This is a genomic window from uncultured Paraglaciecola sp. (assembly GCF_913058035.1).
GTDB lineage: Bacteria > Pseudomonadota > Gammaproteobacteria > Enterobacterales > Alteromonadaceae > Paraglaciecola.
This window is the reverse complement of the sequence record NZ_CAJXPA010000040.1, coordinates 1-21,601: the sequence shown is the minus strand read 5'-3', so window position 1 is coordinate 21,601 and position 21,601 is coordinate 1. Positions and strand designations below refer to the sequence as shown.

The following is a 21,601-nucleotide window of genomic DNA, read 5'->3' as shown; positions in this document are numbered from 1 at the left end:
AACGCCGTTGGTACAGCATCTAATTTGCAGCTCAAATAGCGACTCGAGCAAAGGTTAAACAGCTTGTATTATCACGTTTCAAGAAACGTACCTCAACCATTCAAAAAGAAACACAATGCATTATTCGCCAACAATACCAAGGGCAAATATTATTCGCTACCGACGGCATAATTGTTAGTCTGTAAGCTTTTATCGAAGGGCTTACTTTACCATTAACTTTTCGGTAAGAGCTCTTAATCCTTTGCCTTTGTTATTAATTTTCCATGCTAAAAAAGACTCTACGTTGTTTTTTTGCTCTATATCTAATGCTAGAAGTACACCCTCATCAAGGTAGTGTTGGATACGATGTCTGGGTAAGTTACCAATACCAATGCCTACTAATATTGCATGCATTTTTTGATCAATGTTTTGCACATAAAACATTTGACCATCACTACTTAGTCCCTCACTGCGCGATATGCCACTAAAAGACGTATCGTGAATAACAATCCGTCTTAGTTGCCTCATTACACTGTTTATACTTTGGTTGTTATCTTGTTTTTTAGCTACAGCGTGATTAGCTAGAACATGACTAGCGGCAATAACAGGTACTAACTCAACACAACCAATAGCAACAGACCTATAACCTTTTTGAGAAGGTACTGGGCCAGGTGAGCCTACCAGTAAGTCAACTCTGCCTTGCTCTAATGCCTCCCATCCACCGTTCAATACACATTCAGATATATCAATTTCTACCGTAGGAAACTCTTGCAAAAAATTATTGATCACATCAAAAAAATCTGAAGATGAATGAAGTGTCTCAAGACCTATGCTGATCCTAGGTTCCCATCCAGTTGCGATCTCTTTAGCTTTATCTGCCAATCTGCGAGTAGTATATAAAATACCTCTGCCTTCAGCCAAGATTAAACGCCCAGCAGGAGTCAAGACTGAACGACGCCCCAAGCGTTGAAATAATGAGATACCAAGTTGCTCTTCAAGTTTTTGTACTGCATAAGAAATAGCAGAGGTCGCTTTGTTCAGTTCTTCTGCAGCTTTTGAAAAACTTCCACGTCTTTCGATAGCATCTAGCGTTTCAAGTACCTCGATAGTCAGCGGATTTCTTGCCATACCATCACCCTCTCATTGTTCTAATAATTAGAACATATTAAACACATATAGCCACTTACTCAAAATATTTAACTCAGTACAATAGCTTTATCAATTACCTAAATACCTATCAATACTTACTGGAACAACAAAATGAAAATATTTAACAATACATTTATGAACACATCTATTCATTCGTTAATCACCACAAAACTGGGTTTAGATACTCTACCGTTACGAATAGGAGCAGGTTTGATATTTACTGCACATGGAGCCCAAAAACTGTTTGGCTGGTTTGGTGGATATGGGTTAGAAGGCACAGCAGGATGGATGGAATCGATTGGTCTTGCACCCGGCACTTTAATGGCAGCTGCAGCTGGTGGAGCTGAGTTTATTGGTGGTTTATTATTAATAGCAGGTTTGTTGGTACGCCCAGCCGCTATGGTTTTAGCCATCACTATGCTAGTTGCCATCATCTTTGTGCATTTGCAAAACGGCCTATTTATGTCAAACAATGGCTACGAATTTGGTTTGGCATTGTTAGTCATTAGTTTGGGTTTAGCAGTCAGAGGCGCTGGTAGCCTGAGTGTAGACGACTTAATACAAAATAAATTAACTAAATAATAATCGTAACCCAAAAGGAGAACACGATGAGTATTTTACATATCGATAGCAGCACCCGATTAACAAATTCGAATACCCGTATTATTGGTCAATACATTGTGAATGCGTTAAACGCAAACACAGTACATCGCGATCTAGTTGTTAACCCATTACCTGCCATTAGTGCACAAGATTTGATGGGTGTTCATAGTTCGTCGGATGAACAACGCCCCAGCTTGCAAACACAAATAGCGTTATCAGACAAATTGATCCAAGAACTAAGAGATGCAGACACCTTAATTATTGGCGCTCCTATCTACAACTTTGGTATCGCTGCATCGCTCAAACAATGGATAGACGCAATATGCCGTGCAGGTGTGAGTTTTAAATATTCTAATCAGGGCCCAATAGGACTGATGAATATTAAAAGGGCATTCATCATAACGGCTTCTGGTGGCACACCCATTGGCGGCGACATGGACTTTGTCAGTGGTTACCTAGCGCATATTTGTGCTTTTATTGGTGTTGAAGAAATTTTGCATATTGATGCAAGTGGCTCGAAAGGCTCACCCGAGCAAATTATCGAATCGGGCAAACAGCAAGTCGACCTTATATTATCTAAAGAGCCAACAAATAAGTTATCAAATGAACAAACTAACAACGTTGCAGCAGCAATATAATAGGTATGTTTTAGCAGGGTAAGTATATCAACAAGTGGTATAACACCAAAACTAGCGGTGGTAAGTTTCGCCTTTGAGATAATCGTTTAGAAATTTGTTAACCGAAAATGGCGACACACTGCTCACATGCACAGAAGTGTGTCGTAAACATAGTCAACTTTGAAAACAATAAACTCACTTGTATGCCAACCACCTTAGTATTAATCACCCAGTAGCCGACTATTTGGCTACCTGCAGAATTTTGCGACAACATATAACAAGCCAGTCAACTCAATCACCATAGACACTTTGCAAGTCATTATAAACTTGCGCAATCACTACAAAGAAATCAATATCTGGTTCAACCTAGTAAAAATATAGTAGGTTAATAGTACTCATTAGATTTTTTGTCATCAGGTGATTGATATGAAGTTTGCATTTTTATGGTTGTTCACATTACATACCTTAACAACGGCAACGACAGCGGCAACAAAAGTGACACCACAAGACTCCCTAACAGATTTTAAATGGCGACATAGATTGATAATTACTCACGTCGACTCCGAAATTAAGTGGAGTAAATTACAAGATGAAGCCCAACATCACAGTCATAAATTTAACGCCCGTAAGCTAATGTGGCTAGTTGTTGTTAAAAACAAAACGTGGGTATTCAACATATCAACATTTAAAACAGCATCACCACTGCTCAGTGCTGAAGTACTCACAATTGTCGAACAAAACCTCGGCAAAGTATTATTGATTGGGCTAGACGGAGGCATAAAAAATCGTTACCCCATTCAAACCTTTAGTCTAGAGCAAATATTTAATGAGATTGATTTAATGCCGATGCGACGCATTGAAAGTAATGAATAGTTCACTATAAACAACAGACATGGAAAAGTAAGTAACAAGCCCACAGAGCCTTGCCTGCTCGAACAGGTTGTATTGGGTAAAATGGAAGTTGGGTGTCAAAATCAAGTAGCCTGACGTCGCTATGTTATCCATACTGATATCTTATGAGATCATTTTAGACAATGACATTGTCGGTTGCCGCAACGATACAAAGCTGAATGATGGGTTATTTAGTATGCCTCAGATTAGAAAAGTTACCAGTAAGAACATCGTATTTGATGTTATCAATGGCAGTAGAAACGCTGAACAAGTAGATTTAATTACCGAGCCATACAAAAAAACGAAAATAACAGGTGGACTGCCCAAGTCAACGTTTTCTTTTTGGCGATAAATTAATTAATGCAGCGGCTCATATACTCAGTCACTGAACACATTACGACATGCCTTCTATTGTTTCTGCATTTTCGATAGGCCGAGATTACCTCAGTAAACCTATCAGCTTTCGTGGTCAAATTGGTAAAGAAAATACGTTTGGCGGGTTTAATTAACGCAATGACCTATTTCACGGTAAGACATTAACCGTCCTGTTGCAGGTTAGTCATACGTTTAGCTAAGGTGGCTAGCACCATCCTAGATTATTTTATGCTGACTTTTTCTAAAAAATGAAGACCCATCAACATTCATACAATAATAAGCATGACTAGGAATAAACCTTACTTTTTGACGAATGTCATTCTTGAAAGATTATCTTTGAATGGCTTTAAATAGGCTTGATATACTGAATCATGACCTGGTTCACCCACGCCGATACCGAACCGAATTTTACCCACATTAGATGATCGAATTAGGGTGCCAATCATCCTATCCCAGATAGCTAAGGTGGAGCCTAAATTACGGTCAAAGTGCTCCGGTTTATCGCTATGGTGAACTTGATGTTGTGCAGGACTAATAAACCATGACTCAATTTTATCTCCCCAAGACCACCATACGTGAGAGTGGCGTAAATTTGCTCCCATAACATTAAACACAAATACAAAAACGTTGGCACCAAGCACATCGAACATACTCAATGTAGGCCCAAAAAAATAATAACCGATACCAACGGCTAATCCTTGAGAAAGAGCCATTCTACATGCGTATAAATAGCTTTCAAAAGGGTGACTACGGTAGATTGTCATAGGGGTCATTACTTTTGCAGAGTGATGTACTTTATGAAAATCCCATAGAATGGGCACTTTATGCATGGCCAGATGAAGTAAAAAACGAGTCAGGTCATCTAACAAAAAAAGCACCAGAGTAAATATACTGATGATAATGACTTGGTTATCAGTAACAGGTGCCGTTTCGCCAAACAGTGTTTCAAGTATGCCTGAAAATCCGATTGCAATTGGCACCATAGTCAAGACTATGGGTGTCCAAAGTAGTAATTTAAGCAAACGGTTTACAATAAATAAACTGTAATCAAGTCGTGCAGAAGCATGAAACCATATTTTTTTATTAAACAAGTACCCCCAAAAAGTACCTAATTTAACATGTTTCTTTTGTACTAAATAAGCCGGAATAGCGAGCAAAATAGCTGATACCAAATAGATTCCAAAAACACGTTTATTGGCATCAACCAAATATCCAGGTAAGGACAGGATACTCTCGCTTAGTAAATCAACTATTTGCATTTAACTCTCTTCAAAACACGTCACTTAAAAAACAGCCACTAAAACCTGTATTTATAACCCACTTGAAACTGCCTCGGTTTGGTTGGCCTTGCACCAAAAGGTCTTCGACTTGATATTTTTGCAATGTCAAAAATATTATCTATCTTTGCATACAGCTGGCTATCGCTTGTTAGATTATAACTTCCTGATAAATCGACATTCGTCAATGCTTGCGTTTTTAAGCCTGCTAAAGCTGAATCTCTTGGATCACCTGGATCAACCGTTAAAGCAGTCTGAGCCGATTCTTTCATTTCGCCAGAATAACTGGCTAATATAAATATTTGCCAGTTATTTGAGGTTAAACCCAGACTCAGAGATAATATATCGTCGGCTAAATAAGGGACACCATCCCCTTCATTTACAAGTCCCCATTGAGTGAAATCAGAATAGAAAGTGTCTTTGAATTCGGATTCAGTGTGCGTGTACACAATCGACCAAGGAATGGATAACTGACTATTAAGCTTATAGGTATCACTGAATGTGGCTTCGATCCCATAAATATCGACTTCCCCTGCATTATATTCTACGTCAGTGTCACACCCAGCAGAAACAGAGCAACTTTCTTTAAGATTACTGTAGTCAGTGAAAAAACCTATCACTTCAGCTTTTTGACCACTGTTAACGTATCGATAGCCCAGTTCATAGTTAACACTTTTTTCAGTTTTTATTTCTACCGCTTGCGCAGGACTGGTAGGCACAAAACCACTGTGCACGCCACCAAAGATACCTGAAAATTTAGAAAGTTCGTAATACGCACTGACGCTGGGTAACCAGATCTTGTTAGTTTTTTTCAGAAAGTCTTGTTCTCGGCCCGGTGCACGGTTTTGATAATAACCATCAATCGACTCACCTCTAACACCCACTGTAATACTGAGGTCTTGAAACTGCAGTGTATCTTGAATATATACAGACAGTGCTTCGGTGTTTTCAGTATTGGTTGAAGTGGGTTTTGTAGCTTCACCAGTGGATTGTAAGTTTCCTGAGCGTACAAAGAAGTTGTCTTCTATATGATTTCGCTCAATTTGGTCTTCATGAAAACGAATACCTCCTTCAATTTCATGTTCAAGGCCAAACAGTCCCAAGTCCCATCCAAAGTCTATTTGCATGCCCTGTGAATAATACTCACGAGCGTTTGTGCTCAGTACCAGAATTTCTCTTAAAGTGCTATCTCTATCACCTGTTAACGTTTGATAATAAGGAAGGTTTTGTTCGCTTGTTGGGTCGCGCAAAATTTGCTGCAGCGAGGGTACAAAGCCACCTTGGGAACTAATAAATTCATTTACTTTGAACCAATCGCGTTCGAAGTCATTGCGATAAATTCGCGTTGTGGCATTAAAATTTGAAAATTCAATATGATGAGTTAACTGAACTTGTTGATGCTCCCAATTCATCTGGTCTAATTGACTAGATACATATCGTCTGTAGGGATTTTCAGCAAAATCAGCATCAGTTAAGCCTAGGTAAGTTTCATCCGATGTTTCTTCACCATAAGAAAGTTTTAATTCAAACAACTGAGAATAATCATCACCATCCAGTCGATAATTAAACTTCGCCATCAAATCTGACTTATCGAACCCAGTGTCACCGCCGCCATCTATCTCTTTAAAACCATCGGCTTTAAAATGCAAACCTTCCAGCAGGAAACCAAAGTCGCCAACAGTATCGCCATAATAAGCGTGAAGTTTGCCATAGTTGTCAGTACCAAGACCTACATCTAGGGCACCTTCTTGGCTATCTGGTACTTGCCTAGAAATGAGGTTTAACGTTCCCGCCACCGTATTGGGGCCGTACTTAATGGTTGATGGACCTTTGGTGACCTCTATTGCCGTCATACGTGTTGTATTAGGGAAATAATAAGCAGCAGATGCAGAGTAGGGGGCAGGGCCAACTAAAATACCATCTTCCATAATATTTATTTTTTTACTACGCTCAGGAGTCACGCCGCGAAAACCAATATTAGGACGTAACCCATAACCGTCCTCTTGACGGATATTGACGCCAGGTACGGTAGCTAAAATTCTGCCGATGTCATCATATTCAAACTTTTCTAGCTCCAATTCATCAATCAACGTGACTGAGCCTGTTGATTTTATGAGATCGTCTTTGCTGCCGATCACACTCATTCGCTCGATTGAAGTGTGATCATCGTTTGCAACAGCCAATGGACTGAGCAATGCGCTAGTTATTAGTAGTGCTAAGGGCTTTTTGTTCATTGGTGGTTTTAATGTATTTAAATTAATCATTATCACCTGCCGACGTAGCCGGTAATTCGAGCGCTAGCCTTTGAATAAAATCTGTTTTCATATTATCTGTTACGTCTTTAAGTTGATTGTGCACCTCTTGCACTTGCTCTGGGTCTTGCAATAACAAGTCTGTAAGTGAGCTTTGTAGACTCAAGGCAAACTCAATAACCTCGGTTAAATCGCCACGCATTTTTGCTGCCGTGTCAGTTGCACCGACATCAAGCAGATAATCCTCGAATCCAATACCTGCATCAGTTTCGCCACCCAAAAAAATCATATTGAGACCCTGAATGTTGCTGATGATATTTTGTAGAGAATGATAAGCAAAACGAGATTCTACATTTTCAGCACAGGGTGCGAGTCCGCAATCGTTCGCAAACACGCCAAGTGGTGTGGCTAATTTGGCGTCTTTAGTGAATTTTTCGATATAAAAAATTGCGTCAGACACATCATTCACTGCTTCTTGAGCATTGTTGAATATACTATCCTGTTGACCCGCATTTTTAAGAATGTCAGCATAACCTTGCGCGCTTGCTGAACCGTTCCAGGCCGTTAATAACGCTTCAGTATTAGAAACTAAATCTGCTGAAGCCAGTTTTGCTAGTCCACATCTTGCGGCCGTTCTATCTTCATCTGTTCGATTATTCCAACCTTGGGGATCAGTACCAAATACAGTGCAGCTATGATTTAAGTTTGGATTAAACAATAAGTACTCAATTGCATCTAAGCCTTTTCTGCTAGAGGTACGTGTACTGATGTCATAGTCTGCTTGTTCAGCTAACACCACGTCTTGGTCTAAAGCGCAAGCACTCGTATTAGGCCACGAATATATTTTATTTCTCAGATCGTTATTGTTATCTAAAAGTGGCCCTATTTGCATCACTTCGGCTATCTGCCAAACCGCCATGGTATCTCGCCAGCTTTGTTTTGCTGATATTTGTGTTGCATCGATATCATCAGCTTGAGAGGTCAAAGCATCGCAGTAATGACCAATCGCAGTATCTTGATCCACTGCTAACTGAGCAAATTTGGTGTAAGTAGGAACAATGACATTGTCAGTTAAGCTTTGTAGAAGCAAAGTCTGGTTGAAACTATTACTAGGTGTTGTTGGTTTAGTGGCAGCTTGAGAAAACAGCTCCCCTTGAGTGCTACTTGAACTTTCGCCACAAGCCACCAAACCCATCATGGCTCCAATAGCGGCACTATTGAGCACTAGATTGATTAGTTTCGAATTAAAAGGTTTTACCACTTCTTAAACTCCAATATGTATAACGTAAAATTTAAAAAAGAGGTTAGCCTCGAAAGGGTAACCTCTTAGGAAATTCAGCAGTGTTATTCCAGTCTGTTTATAAGACTTTTCATAGCAACTTATTACAAAATATCGATACAAGGTCTTGCTATAAAAAGTCTACCAATTGGCAGCATTATCAGCATCAAATGCGTAAGCTGCCTGCAACAAATCTCTAGCTGTCATTAAATCAGCACGATAAGCCAACACTTCAGCTTCGCCTGTTAATACCGGCATATCACCCATCATAGTGTGAACTGTGATGAAGTCTGCATCGCTAAGGGGGGTGGCTTTGTTAAATTGTAAACCTAGTGCAAAACCCTTCATCTCAGACCAATGTTTAGCGGTAGTAGAATAACTAAAATCATCAGTGCCAATCGATCCTAAGTCTGCATCTACATCATTAATGTAGTGAACAACCGTTGCGGCAATGGCTTTTTCCCATGTTAGAACAGCAGTATCACGATACCCATAAAGCTCAGTTTTTTGGGCTTCTGTTAACGCAACGCCAGCGGTATCATTTAACAATTTACGCCCCTGTAAAAATGCGTCCATTGCTTCCTTACTAAAATCGTTAGCGATCGTTGCACCACGGTCACGCTTAGCTGCATTAGCTGAATGTCCAAAGTTGTACTCAGAATTGAAGTCAATAGCTCCATCCCCATTGGTATCGTGATAAAGCTGCCAATCGTCACGACCACCCTTTGTGGCAACTTCTTCATCCGTGTAATCAAGATAATCTCTGGCCGCGCCAAAATAACCGAAACCTTCATCAAACTGATGTTCTAACTCAGTGTATGCTTTTGATGTATCAGTGTGATCAGAAAGCAAGCCTTTGCCATCTGTATCACTGTCTAAGTAATCATCTACACCTTGCGAAAATGAGACTGACATTGATAAGAATTTTTGAATAAGTTGCCTTAAATCACGACCATCACTGGTTAATGAGATATTAGTAATATCATTACCAAAGGGGTCTTGACGAACGGTACCGTCCAGTTGAGTTTGTGCATTATCAGCAAGCATACCAAAGAAGGTACGAACCAGACCTTCAGGTGTTGTAGAACCTTTTGCTCCCCAACCTGCAAACTCACTATTCCAGTCTTTATGCTGACCTGTGGCATCATTACCTGCAATTTTACCCACTAAATTTTTTGACGAGCTTGATAAGTCGGCCAACACAGTTTGAGCGCCAGGCAACGTAGTTGTTAAAATTGAACGTTGTGAAGCCACATCATAATCGGAAACATCAAAATATGAATTAAGGACATTGATTACCGCATCACGATTGATAAAAGCGCCATTGGTATCAAACGCTGTTGCATCGCTTAGTTCTGCACCAATAAATTTGAATAGGTCACTTATCAGTATTTGACGAGCCACTTGTCCGCTATAACTTACCGCAGACTCTCCAGGCATCGCTTTACTTTCGAAATCGTAATAATCTAATAAGTCATCAACATTAAGGGTTATATCTTTGCTGAAAGTGGCACTTGCGCTGTCAGTAACTGTGACACTTAAAGAAACGTTTGCTTCTTGCTCAAAGTTCAGTGTATTTTCTGCTTTGAGTTTAAGTGTCGCACCATTTATTTCAAAACGATCATCGTTTACAGCGAAAGTGAAAGTATCTGATGCATCAGCATCGGTTGCTGATAACGTGCCAACAGTGGCTCCAATTACATTCTCTGAAACATTACTAACAGACAACGCTATGTCTGTAGGTGCGCTATTGACAGAGGGAGTTGGTGTTGGCGTAGTATCACTAGAACTTCCTCCACAGGCTGTTAATCCAAATGCGGCAGCAACAACTGCGACTGATAATAAACTCTTTTTAGTTTTAAGCATGATTCCCTCGAAATAAAAATGGACAGTAATTTATCTAACTAGGGACACTATAAATAATATACAAATGAGAATCAATGTTATTCGCATTCTTATTTTAATTATTAGCTCAATACTTTCTTAACGTACAGAACCAGCATTTTGTCAGTTAACTCATACCCTTGCCTTCGAGCAATTTTTTTAGCAAGCTGAGTTAACTCATAGCTGTCGTAATCTATAACTTGGCCAGTATGAATATCGACCATATGGTCGTGATCGTCCTGTGATGATAATTCGTAGATCATTCTATTCGGAGAGAAGCTGTGCCTTACAGCAATTCCAGCCGCACAAAATTCAGTGAGCACCCTATGAATGCTGGCGTGACCTACTTTTCCCCCCTTAGAAATCAATAGTCTGTAAAGTTCTTCTGCACTAAAATGTTGTGTACATGATTGTTGTAGTAGCTCTAATATCAATAAGCGAGGTTTGGTGATCCTCACTCCTTTACTCATTAATATTCGTTCATTTTCTGAAAGATTTTGAGTATCCAGTTCACCTATCATGCTATTTTTTTGTCCTTTCACTTATTTAAATATATAAGTTTTTAATATTCCAAATTATATCTATATAGAACTTTATTGCAAATAGTAATGATTCTCTTTCAATCTATAGGATTATGTGAAATTGTGAAACGTAAACTGATCCACTATCTTTACGCATAAGCAGTTAGTAACACAGCTCGCAATACACAGGGAGTGATCTATTACCTATCTTAAAATTTTAAATAAGGTGTTAGCTTCACAGATTTTATCTTTTCAGACTTTTTTGAAGCTATCGTAGGACTAAAAAGTGGTGTTATTACTTATATATCTCAAAGTATATATTTAAGGTTTGAATGAATTTAAAAAAACAATAAATACTATTGATAATGATTATTATTTAGATTAAAATAATTTCATGTTAGGCTTATTGGTCTTTGCTTAACATCGCTCTTTGGGCAGGTATTCTACCAGAATACCTGCCCATCACTAACTGAACATACTTAATTCAGAATAAGCCAGAACGTACATCTCCTTCTAATTGCTGACCATCGTCTTCGAATCTGCGTACTTTTGCATCTTTAACCCACATCGGAGCTAATTTAAAGACTGCTCAGTCGGTCAGCTATATGATTAAAAATAGTTAGCCTGTTAGTACTTTTATGCCTCTCAAAATAAAGAGGTTTATCCTACATCTACACTGTTGAGAGGCAATGCTAGACTAACCTTTGTTCTTCCCATAACGACAGACGTTTTAAAATGTCTTACAGCACTATCACCAAAAAAGAATAATTGAGTAAATTCTTCAAAGTTATCCATATCTTTTGCCGTCACTATTAAAACGAAATCTGCTTCGCCTGTAATGTAGTAACATTGCTGTACGTTAGTATTGTTTTTTACTTTGTTTTTAAAATAGTTAAAACAATCGCTATAATTTCTATCAAGCTGTACCGAAATAATGAAGGTCATTGATTGGTTGACTGAACCAGGTGAAAGCACTGCGATTTCTTCCGAGATCACCTTGTTATCCCTTAACGCCTTTAATCGACGCTGTATGCTGGCTGTTGATAATCCAGCCTCCTCAGACAGTCTTTCTATGCTAGTTTTTGCATCTATTTGCAATAATTCCAGTATTTTCAGATCGTGCTTACTTAATTTCATTGTCACATCCACTTTTCATGTAAATCTGATTTAATCATATCGCTAATAATACATATCTGCGTTAAAAATAAATATAAAGTTAACAATTAGATTTATAAAAATCACAGCGCCCAGATAAAATAACCTTAGTTTATTGCAATACTAATTGAGAAATTCCTCCGTGCGCATCATACATAGTCAAACACCAAATCCTCAACTAACACCTCAACTAACACCTCAACTAACACCTCAATTCAATACAGAAAGTGTGCAGTCACAAATAAAAGTATTGAACCCACAAGATGGTAGCTTAGTTGGAACGGTGGCTAACAATTGTGTAGGTGACGTGAAATCAATTATTGAGACAGCGATATTAGGAGCCCAAAAAGCCAAGAAACTTTCTGTCAATATGCGAATGTCAGTACTTAATGACGTTGCTAATAACTTAGAAAATCAAAAAGAGCGGTTCGCTCAAATGATTTCCTGTGAAGGCATTAAAACAATAACTGAGGCTAGAATAGAAGTGTCTCGAGCTGTAAATACTATACGTATTAGCGCTGAAGAAGCGCGAAGGTTAACGGGAGAAACCATTGCTTTTGATCAGGCTTCCGGTTCAGAAAATAGGTTCGGGTATTATCGCAGAATACCTCTGGGCATTGTTGCTGCCATTACCCCATTTAATGATCCTTTAAATTTAGTTACTCATAAAGTAGGTCCTGCAATAGCAGCAGGTAACTCAGTGATACTGATGCCTCACCATGAAACTCCTCTTGTGGCACAAATGCTAGTAGAACTATTTAATGAAACGACTTTACCAAAGGGTGTTTTAAACCTTGTTACAGGTTATGGCGCTAACATAGGTGACACCATTGTGTCAGATCCACGCGTTAACATGATTTCGTTTACAGGCGGAAAAACAGTAGGTGAGAGAATTATAGGACTCGCTGGCCTCAAGAAAATATCAATGGAGCTTGGAAGTAATTGCCCTGTCATCGTCATGAATGATGCCAATTTCGAGATGGCTATGGAAGCATGTGTTAGTGGTGCTTTTTCAGCTGCGGGCCAAAACTGTTTACATGTCCAAAGAGTTTATATTCAAGATGAGATGTTTGAAAACTTTTCAACCGAGTTTTGTCAACGTTCAGTGCTTATTTCCATGGGAGATAAGCTTTCTGAGGATACCCAAATGGGTCCAATGATTAACGTTGAAGCAGCACGTAAAGTTGAGGCAATGGTCCAAGATGCTATTGAGAAAAACGCAACGTTGTTGTGTGGTGGAAAAAGAGTAGGGAATTTTTTCCAGCCTACAGTTTTGTCAAATGTGAGTAATGATTGCGTGATTGCCAAAGAAGAAGTGTTTGGTCCAGTTACTATTTTGTATCGGTTTTCTGATAAGCAAGAAGTAATAGCACAAGCGAATGATGTAGATTTTGGCCTACAAGCAGGCGTATTTACTAACAGCCTTGATGTGGCTTTCGAGCTCGCAGATGCGTTGGATTGTGGTGGAGTAATGATAAACGATAGTAGTGATTATCGCATCGATGCCATGCCGTTTGGAGGAGTGAAGGGATCCGGTGTTGGCAGAGAAGGGGTTATGAGTGCGATTAAAGAAATGACCGATGTAAAAACGTACTGCTTTAATCTACAAAAGTAAGATGGTCTAAAAAAGTGCGCCTAAAAGAGTGCGCCTAAAAGAGTATGTCTAAAAGAGTATGTCTAAAAGAGTCCGCCTAAAAAGTTAGTCAGTTTAAAAATACAAAGCTTGGAGTAAATATAATGAAAAAATACAAATTGGCAATAATCGGGTTTGGTAATGTTGGCCAGGGGCTCACCAAAATCATTAGTGAAAAAAACGAATTATTAAGTAACAAGTTTGGCATCGAATTAAGTATTGTAGCGGTGTGTGATCTATATAAAGGTAGCATTGCAAATGCTAACGGTTTAGATCCTGAGGTTCTATTATCCGACCTTAAAGAGTATGGGGATCTAAAAAGTACCACTGCTCCTGTGACTGGATGGAATGCCATTGAGACGATCAATAATAGCGGAGCTGATATATTGATCGAGCTAGCTTTTACGGATCTCGAAACAGGAGAGCCTGCACTAAGCCATGTTAAGCAAGCACTCAATAATGGTATGCATGTTTCTATGACAAACAAGGGACCTGTTGCCCTACATTTTCCTGAACTATATAAATTAGCGCTGCGTAAAAATGTTCAAATAGGCATTGAAGGCACAGTAATGAGCGGGACACCCTCAATCAATTTGGGTAAGGAAATGTTAATAGCAGCGGGAATAACTAAAATCCAGGGAATACTAAATGGAACAACAAATTATATACTAGGCGAGATGTCCTCAGGAACTGACTATGATGTTGCCCTAAAACAGGCTAAAGCACTTGGATATGCTGAAGCGGATCCTACAGGTGACGTCGAAGGGTACGACGCTGCAGCAAAGGTCGTTATTCTTGGTAATCTTTTGATGGACTTATCTCTCACACTAGATGACATAGAACGTGAAGGCATAAGCCAAATCACAAATGACGATATTTCTAATGCAGCCAATGTCGGTAAACACTGGAAATTAATTGGTTCTGTTCAAAAAACTGACAGCGGATTTGTCGCATCAGTTAAACCTGAAATGGTGTCACAGGAACATCCACTTGCATCAATAAAAGGTGTAACAAATGCGATTACCTATTCAACAGAATTACTAGGGGACATCACTTTAATTGGGCCGGGTGCGGGACGATTGGAAACAGGCTACGCTGTTATTGAAGATATACTTTCAATACATAAAAACGCACGTTAGAAGGTGCTGACAGATTAGCCCATATCCCTATCAAACATGATATAACACTGGCGATTTTCGCCAGAAATTATTTAATATGCAGTGTGGCTTCACTATAAATTTAGTCTGCAGTGATAGCCATTATCGACATAAGACCCATGATAGGTCTGCTCACGTTATTATCTTCAAAAAGCAACCGCTATAAAGATTTACAAGGCTAAAAAGGTGCGATATGTAACTTGGAATACTGCTTAAATATTAAGCATTGCGACAACTGGTATTCACAACTACTCGAATATTAGTCTCCTCTAGATAAAATAGCACTTTGTTACAGTCACCCTATCAACCATCAGAGTCTGGGGTATTAATAAGACAATTGAATGTGCCTAACTTAGATTGAACGTGATTCAGTGCCCATAAAATCAATCGATATGTCGACTCATAAAATGATTAAACAAGCACTTTTAAAGTGCTTGTTTAACATGAACTCATAGGCCTGCCAAACATTTATCTTTTTTCGACGACCGCAAACTGTCTGAATAACTAGCCTTACTTAATGATGTTAGCTTAAGTAAAGCCTGTTGCTCACCGCTAAATTAAGCAAAGTGTTATTCCTCTTATCTGCAAGTTGAGACCGGCGCTTTGCAACACTGTAAAATTTCTCTATCATGCGTTATTTAGCTAGCCACAAACATGACTGCGCCAGCGATCACCGGAGCTAACACCATGACCCCTACTCCAGATTTTGACTACTACCCCCACAATCACAACATACACTCTGCGGCAATTATCGAACGTGGTGTCAGTGTCAGTTGGGACGATGGGATCGAGTCCCAATTTCACGTTTACTGGCTGCGGGAAAATGCTGCCGACGCACTTACCTGCCATCCAGAAAGCAAAGAGCAGCAGATCCAGCTATTGGAATTACCCGAAGATCTGGCAGCTACTAAGGTCAGTGTATCTGCCGCGGGGGAGCTGCAAGTCAGTTGGTCTAACGGTGAAAGCAGCAGCTTCGCACCAGGTTGGTTAAGAGCTTATTGCCATCAGGCAGCATCCGCAACTTTTGAACTGCCCAAACGACAGCATTGGAGTGAGAAAGACCTAGGGGCTGTTCCGCGCTTTGACGGACCCTCGGTGCTAAAGGACCGCGAAGTGTTTGGCCAATGGTGCGAAGCCCTGCACAGCAAAGGGCTGGCAATACTCGAAAATCTTCCTACCGATGAAACTGTGATTGAACAGATACCGGCCTTGATAGGCCCAATTAGACAGTCAAACTTTGGTTACAGCTTCGATGTGAGGACGTCGACACAGTCTACCTCTAATGCCTATACCTCGATGGCGCTTCCACTGCATTCAGACTTATGTACCCGCGAATTTATGCCGGGATTACAGTTTTTACACTGCCTCGAAAATAGCAGCGAGGGCGGCAACAGCTTACTTGCTGACGGTTTTTATCTGGCTCGGTTATTACAACAACACGCTCCGGAACACTATGCCACCCTCAGTACTGTGCCGATGGACTTTTACAACAAGGCAAAAGATAGCGACTATCGCTTTAGTAAACCGCTAATAGGCCTGGACGGCAATGGTGAACTCGACGAAATTCGCTTATCACCTTGGTTGCGAGCGCCCCTGAACGCCCCTCTTGAGACGGTGGACCGCTGTTATCGAGCGTTGCGCTACTTATTAAAACTGTCGGAACAACCAGGGAATTACATTACCACCCGTCTAAAGCCTGGAGATTTACTCGCCTTCGACAACCGCCGAATATTTCACGGTCGTTCCAGCTACGATGCCAGCCAAGGTAATCGCTGGCTGAGAGGATGTTATGGAGAGCGCGAAGAGCTCTGGTCCCAGTTAAGAATACTGAGCCGAGAGCAGCGTTCGGGAAAACGTTAATACGTTTTAACGTTCTAGCGATAGTAAGCCGTGCGACTTGGCACTCAGCTAAGCAAAAATTGATATGAGCGCCATTGACAATCACGAGATACAAACACCGTTGAACGGTGTTATTGGCATATCAGAATTACTTACATAACAATTAAACACCCGCGACTCAAACGCTGCAGGACTATTTTTTATCAACTTGATAGCGCTCTGATGGGGGTTATCAATGACCTGCTGGTTTAACAAAATCGCAGCTAAACGGCGGGTGATCGGACAAATGCCGCGGCTATTTTCCCATCACTATGTACCACTTTTATCTTTTATCGTAGCGCAGGTTATTGCATCAAAACCTAGCTGGGTGCTGGGTGCTGTGTGCTGTGTGCTGTGTACTTTGTCGAAATCAGAGTTCCCCCGCAATATCTGTTGACGTATTATTTAACAGTTAAGGATTTCTGTCGGTAGGGTTTTACGACGAGCAGAATTTGAGGCACTTTGCTAATCGGCTATATTGGATGTCATCAAACTGGCTAAGCTTTCTATTGTTAAGAACAAAAGTTGAAGTTTGCTCACTATATAAGATCGTATAACTTATTGATTATCCAGAAAAAAGTAATCTGTTGTCACAAACTTAAACTACCTGAAAATCTATATTGTTTAATAAACAGGTGTTTATCGAAGGGACGCAAAGCGAATAATGTTTGTGTCGTATATTTCACTCGTTTGGACAGTTGAATAAATCCAATGTATCTGCTTCAGATTGTCCCTACCCTTGCTCGCCGACCAGCAATAAGTTTTAATTGCCATGCAGCCACAGCGCCTAATAAACCTGTAGCAGCGATACCACCAAAGTAGATAGTATAGCCTTGTTTACCGGGATACTGTTCCAGTAAAAATCCTTCAAGTAATGGCAGATAAATATCTGGCGAATAGCCAAGTAAGGATATTATACCGATTGCTAGACCTTTTATTTTGTTGGAAACATCACAACTTTGTAATGTCGACCAGAAGATACCTCTCACGGCGTAAGTGAGGAAACCAATAACAAGCACAATACCCAACAACGCTGTCGAACCCGCACCCGCAGGCAACATAACAAGACTCGCTAGTGATATTGAAGCAAAAATCAACAATATGCCTAAGACTAATTCACGATCCAGAAAATCACCTACAAAGCCTGCTGCCACAGCTCCAATTGGTCGCATCCAAAGTTTTGCCGTGGTGATCGAAGCAACAGCTACCGCCGTCAGATCGTAATAGTTTTGCATGTAAGCTGAGAATGAATAGGTTGCCCAAAACAATTGGTAACCAGTGAGAATACAAATGCCACATAACCAAATTTCATATTTCGATGCGACAACCTTAAGATCAGCACATACAGTAGTCTCCGGCTTTACAGCATTAGGATCGATCTCTAGATTGGTTTCTGGTTCAGGCAATATAAAATACGCAATGGGAGCCATAACCAACATACAACCAACATACAAATAGATCACTTTCTTCAATGCATCGGGGCTGTCTTGGCCAGCTGAGCCCGTGTAGTAAGCAAAGATAGCGACAGCCAGGGTTGCCAATAAGGCTTCGACCAACCCACGTCCTCCATCCAGGATACCAAAAAATCTGCCTTGTTCATTGGGCTCGGCTAACAGATTGGTGGCCTTAATTAGCGCCGCCCAAAAAGTTAGACCTGCCGCAATACCCCAACCAGCGAATATCACGATCAAAGATCCAAAAGATGGCATAGTTGAAAACCACAAACCGAGCAGACCAGCAAACGCTAATGAAAACGACATTAGCGCCCGCGGTGAAACCCTATCGGCTAACCACCCACTTGGCAGGTACGTCACCATGTAAAGCACTCCTAACATGGCGTACATCTGCCCAAGCTGAGTACCCGTGATCCCAAATGATTCGAGGATTGTGAGCTGAAAATTCTGTCTTAAATAGATGAGTGGGTAAACATTGCCAGCAATAATCACTAACACGCAAAGCTTGATATATCGTTGCATTGTGGTGTCATTGCTAGGGGGTAATTGCAGCATGTTATTAGCTTTTTACTATTTGTAAGATCTTATTGTTTTCTATACTAGCAGAGTAGAGCATATTGCTAGACCAGATTTTGTATAAAATTTCATCCGTAATCTGACTTGAGAATGTTCTGCTTTGCTGCCCAACAAGCAAGGGCTTAAGGTCAACCTCTTAGGTGCAGGATAAAAATAAATTGTGACGGTAAAAGCAATATAATCTAACAAAGACTTAATCAGACAATATTATTTTAATGAAATTGAATGAGGGAACACATCGTTAAAGGTCACATTCCATAACTAAACTTATATTGTAGTTGTGAAATATAACTCTTTACCATGCCCCATTTACCGCCACGATTTTTTATACTCTGGTTCCGCCATCCAACTCTAACGTTCTTCCCGTAAAATAATCATTTTCGAAAATAAATTTGGCTGCGTGAGCGAGTTCTTCAACTTCAGCAAGACGCTGTGCGGGAATGCTTTTGATAAACATTTCGCGCATCTCAGGGCGCATTTGTGCGGCCATAGCTGTCTCTACTAGGCCTGGTGCGATACAACCGGTGCGAATACCAAAACGTGCAAGTTCTTTTGCCCAAGAAACTGTCATCGTTGCCACTGCAGCTTTAGATGCCGAGTAGTTGGTTTGACCTGCATTTCCAGCACGTGAGACAGAGGATATATTCACTATCACTCCCTTACTTTTAGTCTCAACCATTTGAGCAGCCGCTTCACGGCTACATAAAAATGTACCCGTGACATTCACATCTAACACTGATTGAAATTGCTCTAGCGGCATTTTACTCACCACTTTTCCTTCTTTCACTTTAAGCAACATGCCATCACGCATAATGCCAGCACTATTAATTAACCCATTGATTTGGCCAAAATCTGCAGCGACCCTAGCGAAGGTTTCTTCAACCTGTTTCTCGTCAGTCACATTAACTGCATAACCACTGGCTTTGACACCAAACTTTGAGATTTTACTAGCAGCGGCCTCAACGGCTTCTGCCTGCATATCTAACAGAGCAATATGCGCGCCTTGTTTAGCAAACTCTTCGGCCATAGCTTTACCTAAACCTTGGGCTGCACCGGTGATAACAATCACTTGATTTTGTAAATTCATGACGACTTCTCTTGCTTCGAAAATAAGTTAAAAATACTGGAAAAATCCAGTTGTCCATTACCTTGCATACTGTGAATAGTGTACAAACTTTGCGCCAGTGCGCCCATAGGGGTAGACGATTGGCTTTTAATGCCAGTATCCATGGCAAGACCCAGGTCTTTCTTCATCAGGTCCACCATAAAACCGCCTTGATAATCATTAGATGAAGGCACATTCGGCATCACATCAGGGCATGGGTTATATAATTCTAAGGTCCAATTTCTGCCAGAACTCTGTAGCATGATATCTGACATCACTTTAGGATCAAGGCCGTTATCAATTCCCATTTGTAGCGCTTCAGAAGTACCTAACATTAATACTGACAACAACATGTTATTGCATATTTTGGCAACCTGCCCTGCTCCATGATCGCCAGCATGGAATATGTTTTTGCCCATGGCCTGCAAAATAGGTAATGCGGTTGCATAATCTTGTTCTTTACCGCCTACAATAAAAGTCAGAGTGCCCGCCGCTGCGCCACCTACTCCACCAGATACAGGGGCGTCAACAAAATGGATACCTTTTTCTGCCAACTTACTGGCTACCGCTTTTGAAGTTAAAGCATCAATCGTGCTCGAATCAATCACCAACGTGCCTGCTTTTAACTGACTAATAAGTCCATTTTCGCCTGTATAAAGTGATTCAACATGTTTGCCTGCTGGTAACATGGATATCACTATATCAGCTCCTTGAACAACATCTGATGCAGAGTTCGCTTGTTGAGCGCCAGCTTGTTCAAGGTTGTCCATAGTGCTTTGCACTAAGTCGAACACACATACTGCAAAACCGGCTTTTAATAAGTTGTGCGCCATAGGTGCACCCATATTGCCTAGGCCAATAAAGGCTATTTTAGGGAGTTGTTTATGCATTTTTATTGCCTATTTTATTGTTTGTTTTTATGACTTATTAATCTGCATTCAAGTGCGCTAAAGGATGGGTGTCTGGCGCCCAAATATTTTCAAAGAAATAATCAACCGTGGCTTTAGGAACGTGGCTAATAGATTTAAAAAGCCAGTTGGGTTGATGATCTTTTTCAATCAACAGCGCCCTCACACCTTCTTGGAATTCACCAAACTCACCACATTTACAAGACAAACCTAATTCCATTCGAAAACATTCTGCCAAGGTCATATCTTTACCTCTTCGCAATTGTTCAAAAACCAAATGGGCAGTAATAGGTGATCCAGCGCTTAAGGTTTTTTGTGCTTTGCTTTAAGGCTGCAGAAACAGCATCGAGTTTAGCGTCGAGTACCGCATTTGATTCGTCTCTATGCATGCTGAACAAAATCGTTTAAGGTGAATGCTTCTGGAAATAATTCAGTAAAATGTGCGAAGAATAGTTGTCTTGCCAATAAACGTTTGTAATCGCTTGTACCACGAACATCACTTATTGGTAAGATTTCATTTTGAAGAACCTCGTTAGCTTTTATTATGGTTTCTGAAGTCAGTGTTTTCCCTAACAAGAATTCAGTCGTTTTATGCAAGTATTTCGGAATGGCAGCAACGCCTCCAATAGAAACATGTGCTTCGCGGATAATAGAATTCTCTATTGAAATATGAATAGCAGAATTTACACTTGCAATGTCTAAGTGAGTTCGTTTACAAACTTTTTCGAAATTGAAATAGGATTCTTTTGTGGGTAATTTGAAACTGATGTCTTTTAAGAGTTCGCCTTCTTTTAAATCATAGGTTTTGTAACCGTGATAGAAATTTTTAAGTGCAATGGTTCGCTCTTTTTGGTCTTCATTTACAATAGTGATATCGCTGTTCAACGCTAAGAAGAAAACCGTCATAT

18 protein-coding genes and 1 pseudogene are annotated in these 21,601 nt (G+C 40.2%); 7 read left to right on the top strand and 12 right to left on the bottom strand.

The window, feature by feature from the left end:
• Positions 1-201: 201 nt before the first annotated feature.
• Positions 202-1,107 (bottom strand): LysR family transcriptional regulator, encoded by a 906-nt coding sequence (locus tag QZ562_RS07430; RefSeq protein WP_293758794.1) that lies wholly within the window; start codon positions 1,105-1,107, stop codon positions 202-204.
• A gap of 156 nt (positions 1,108-1,263) precedes the next feature.
• On the opposite strand from QZ562_RS07430, the gene QZ562_RS07425 reads away from it, so the two are divergent.
• The 4 genes from QZ562_RS07425 (at position 1,264) to QZ562_RS07410 (ending at position 3,591) form a co-directional block, all read left to right on the top strand.
• Complete coding sequence (locus QZ562_RS07425; RefSeq protein ID WP_293758807.1) at positions 1,264-1,710, top strand: DoxX family protein; 447 nt, start codon at positions 1,264-1,266, stop codon at positions 1,708-1,710.
• Between the two features lie 26 nt (positions 1,711-1,736).
• Entirely contained in the window at positions 1,737-2,369 is a 633-nt protein-coding gene (locus QZ562_RS07420) for an NAD(P)H-dependent oxidoreductase (protein ID WP_293758793.1), read from the top strand.
• 405 nt (positions 2,370-2,774) lie between these two features.
• Positions 2,775-3,221 carry a DUF4174 domain-containing protein gene (locus QZ562_RS07415; RefSeq protein ID WP_293758792.1) on the top strand — a complete coding sequence of 149 codons (447 nt, stop codon included), beginning with the start codon at positions 2,775-2,777 and terminating at the stop codon, positions 3,219-3,221.
• 214 nt (positions 3,222-3,435) lie between these two features.
• A complete protein-coding gene (locus tag QZ562_RS07410; protein WP_293758791.1) occupies positions 3,436-3,591 on the top strand; it encodes a hypothetical protein in 156 nt (51 codons plus the stop codon).
• A 322-nt stretch (positions 3,592-3,913) separates the two neighbouring features.
• On the opposite strand, the gene QZ562_RS07405 is transcribed toward QZ562_RS07410, so the two are convergent.
• From QZ562_RS07405 to QZ562_RS07380, 6 genes are all read right to left on the bottom strand, one after another.
• Entirely contained in the window at positions 3,914-4,873 is a 960-nt protein-coding gene (locus QZ562_RS07405) for a sterol desaturase family protein (RefSeq protein WP_293758789.1), read from the bottom strand.
• Positions 4,874-4,911: 38 nt separating this feature from the next.
• Positions 4,912-7,155 carry a TonB-dependent receptor gene (locus QZ562_RS07400; RefSeq protein ID WP_293758787.1) on the bottom strand — a complete coding sequence of 748 codons (2,244 nt, stop codon included), beginning with the start codon at positions 7,153-7,155 and terminating at the stop codon, positions 4,912-4,914.
• Positions 7,148-8,404 carry an imelysin family protein gene (locus tag QZ562_RS07395; protein ID WP_293758785.1) on the bottom strand — a complete coding sequence of 419 codons (1,257 nt, stop codon included), beginning with the start codon at positions 8,402-8,404 and terminating at the stop codon, positions 7,148-7,150. The genes QZ562_RS07400 and QZ562_RS07395 overlap by 8 nt, the downstream gene beginning before the upstream one ends.
• A gap of 159 nt (positions 8,405-8,563) precedes the next feature.
• Positions 8,564-10,288, bottom strand: coding sequence for a DUF4856 domain-containing protein (locus QZ562_RS07390; RefSeq protein WP_293758784.1), 1,725 nt, complete (start codon positions 10,286-10,288; stop codon positions 8,564-8,566).
• A gap of 101 nt (positions 10,289-10,389) precedes the next feature.
• Positions 10,390-10,827: a transcriptional repressor gene (locus QZ562_RS07385; protein WP_293758782.1), complete on the bottom strand. Its 438-nt coding sequence runs from the start codon at positions 10,825-10,827 to the stop codon at positions 10,390-10,392.
• 660 nt (positions 10,828-11,487) lie between these two features.
• Entirely contained in the window at positions 11,488-11,964 is a 477-nt protein-coding gene (locus tag QZ562_RS07380) for an Lrp/AsnC family transcriptional regulator (RefSeq protein ID WP_293758780.1), read from the bottom strand.
• A 160-nt stretch (positions 11,965-12,124) separates the two neighbouring features.
• Between QZ562_RS07380 and QZ562_RS07375 the strand changes: the two genes are divergently transcribed.
• The 3 genes from QZ562_RS07375 to QZ562_RS07365 all read left to right on the top strand — a co-directional run bounded on the left by QZ562_RS07375 (position 12,125) and on the right by QZ562_RS07365 (position 16,632).
• Positions 12,125-13,597: an aldehyde dehydrogenase family protein gene (locus tag QZ562_RS07375; RefSeq protein ID WP_293758778.1), complete on the top strand. Its 1,473-nt coding sequence runs from the start codon at positions 12,125-12,127 to the stop codon at positions 13,595-13,597.
• 122 nt (positions 13,598-13,719) lie between these two features.
• Entirely contained in the window at positions 13,720-14,754 is a 1,035-nt protein-coding gene (locus tag QZ562_RS07370; protein WP_293758776.1) for a homoserine dehydrogenase, read from the top strand.
• A gap of 705 nt (positions 14,755-15,459) precedes the next feature.
• Entirely contained in the window at positions 15,460-16,632 is a 1,173-nt protein-coding gene (locus QZ562_RS07365; RefSeq protein WP_293758775.1) for a TauD/TfdA family dioxygenase, read from the top strand.
• Between the two features lie 740 nt (positions 16,633-17,372).
• Here the strand turns inward: QZ562_RS07365 and QZ562_RS07360 are convergent.
• The 5 genes and pseudogenes from QZ562_RS07360 to QZ562_RS07340 form a co-directional block, all read right to left on the bottom strand.
• Entirely contained in the window at positions 17,373-18,659 is a 1,287-nt protein-coding gene (locus tag QZ562_RS07360; RefSeq protein ID WP_293758773.1) for an MFS transporter, read from the bottom strand.
• Positions 18,660-19,005: 346 nt separating this feature from the next.
• Positions 19,006-19,767, bottom strand: a complete 762-nt coding sequence (locus QZ562_RS07355) for an SDR family oxidoreductase (RefSeq protein ID WP_293758771.1) — start codon at positions 19,765-19,767, stop codon at positions 19,006-19,008.
• Positions 19,764-20,675: a 3-hydroxyisobutyrate dehydrogenase gene (mmsB, locus tag QZ562_RS07350; RefSeq protein WP_293758769.1), complete on the bottom strand. Its 912-nt coding sequence runs from the start codon at positions 20,673-20,675 to the stop codon at positions 19,764-19,766. Before mmsB ends, QZ562_RS07355 begins: the two co-directional genes overlap by 4 nt.
• Before the next feature lie 37 nt (positions 20,676-20,712).
• Positions 20,713-21,018: pseudogene (locus tag QZ562_RS07345) on the bottom strand (enoyl-CoA hydratase/isomerase family protein); the annotation flags it as partial.
• Between the two features lie 56 nt (positions 21,019-21,074).
• Positions 21,075-21,601: FAD binding domain-containing protein (locus QZ562_RS07340; protein WP_293758767.1), on the bottom strand; the 527-nt coding region annotated here is incomplete at its 5' end.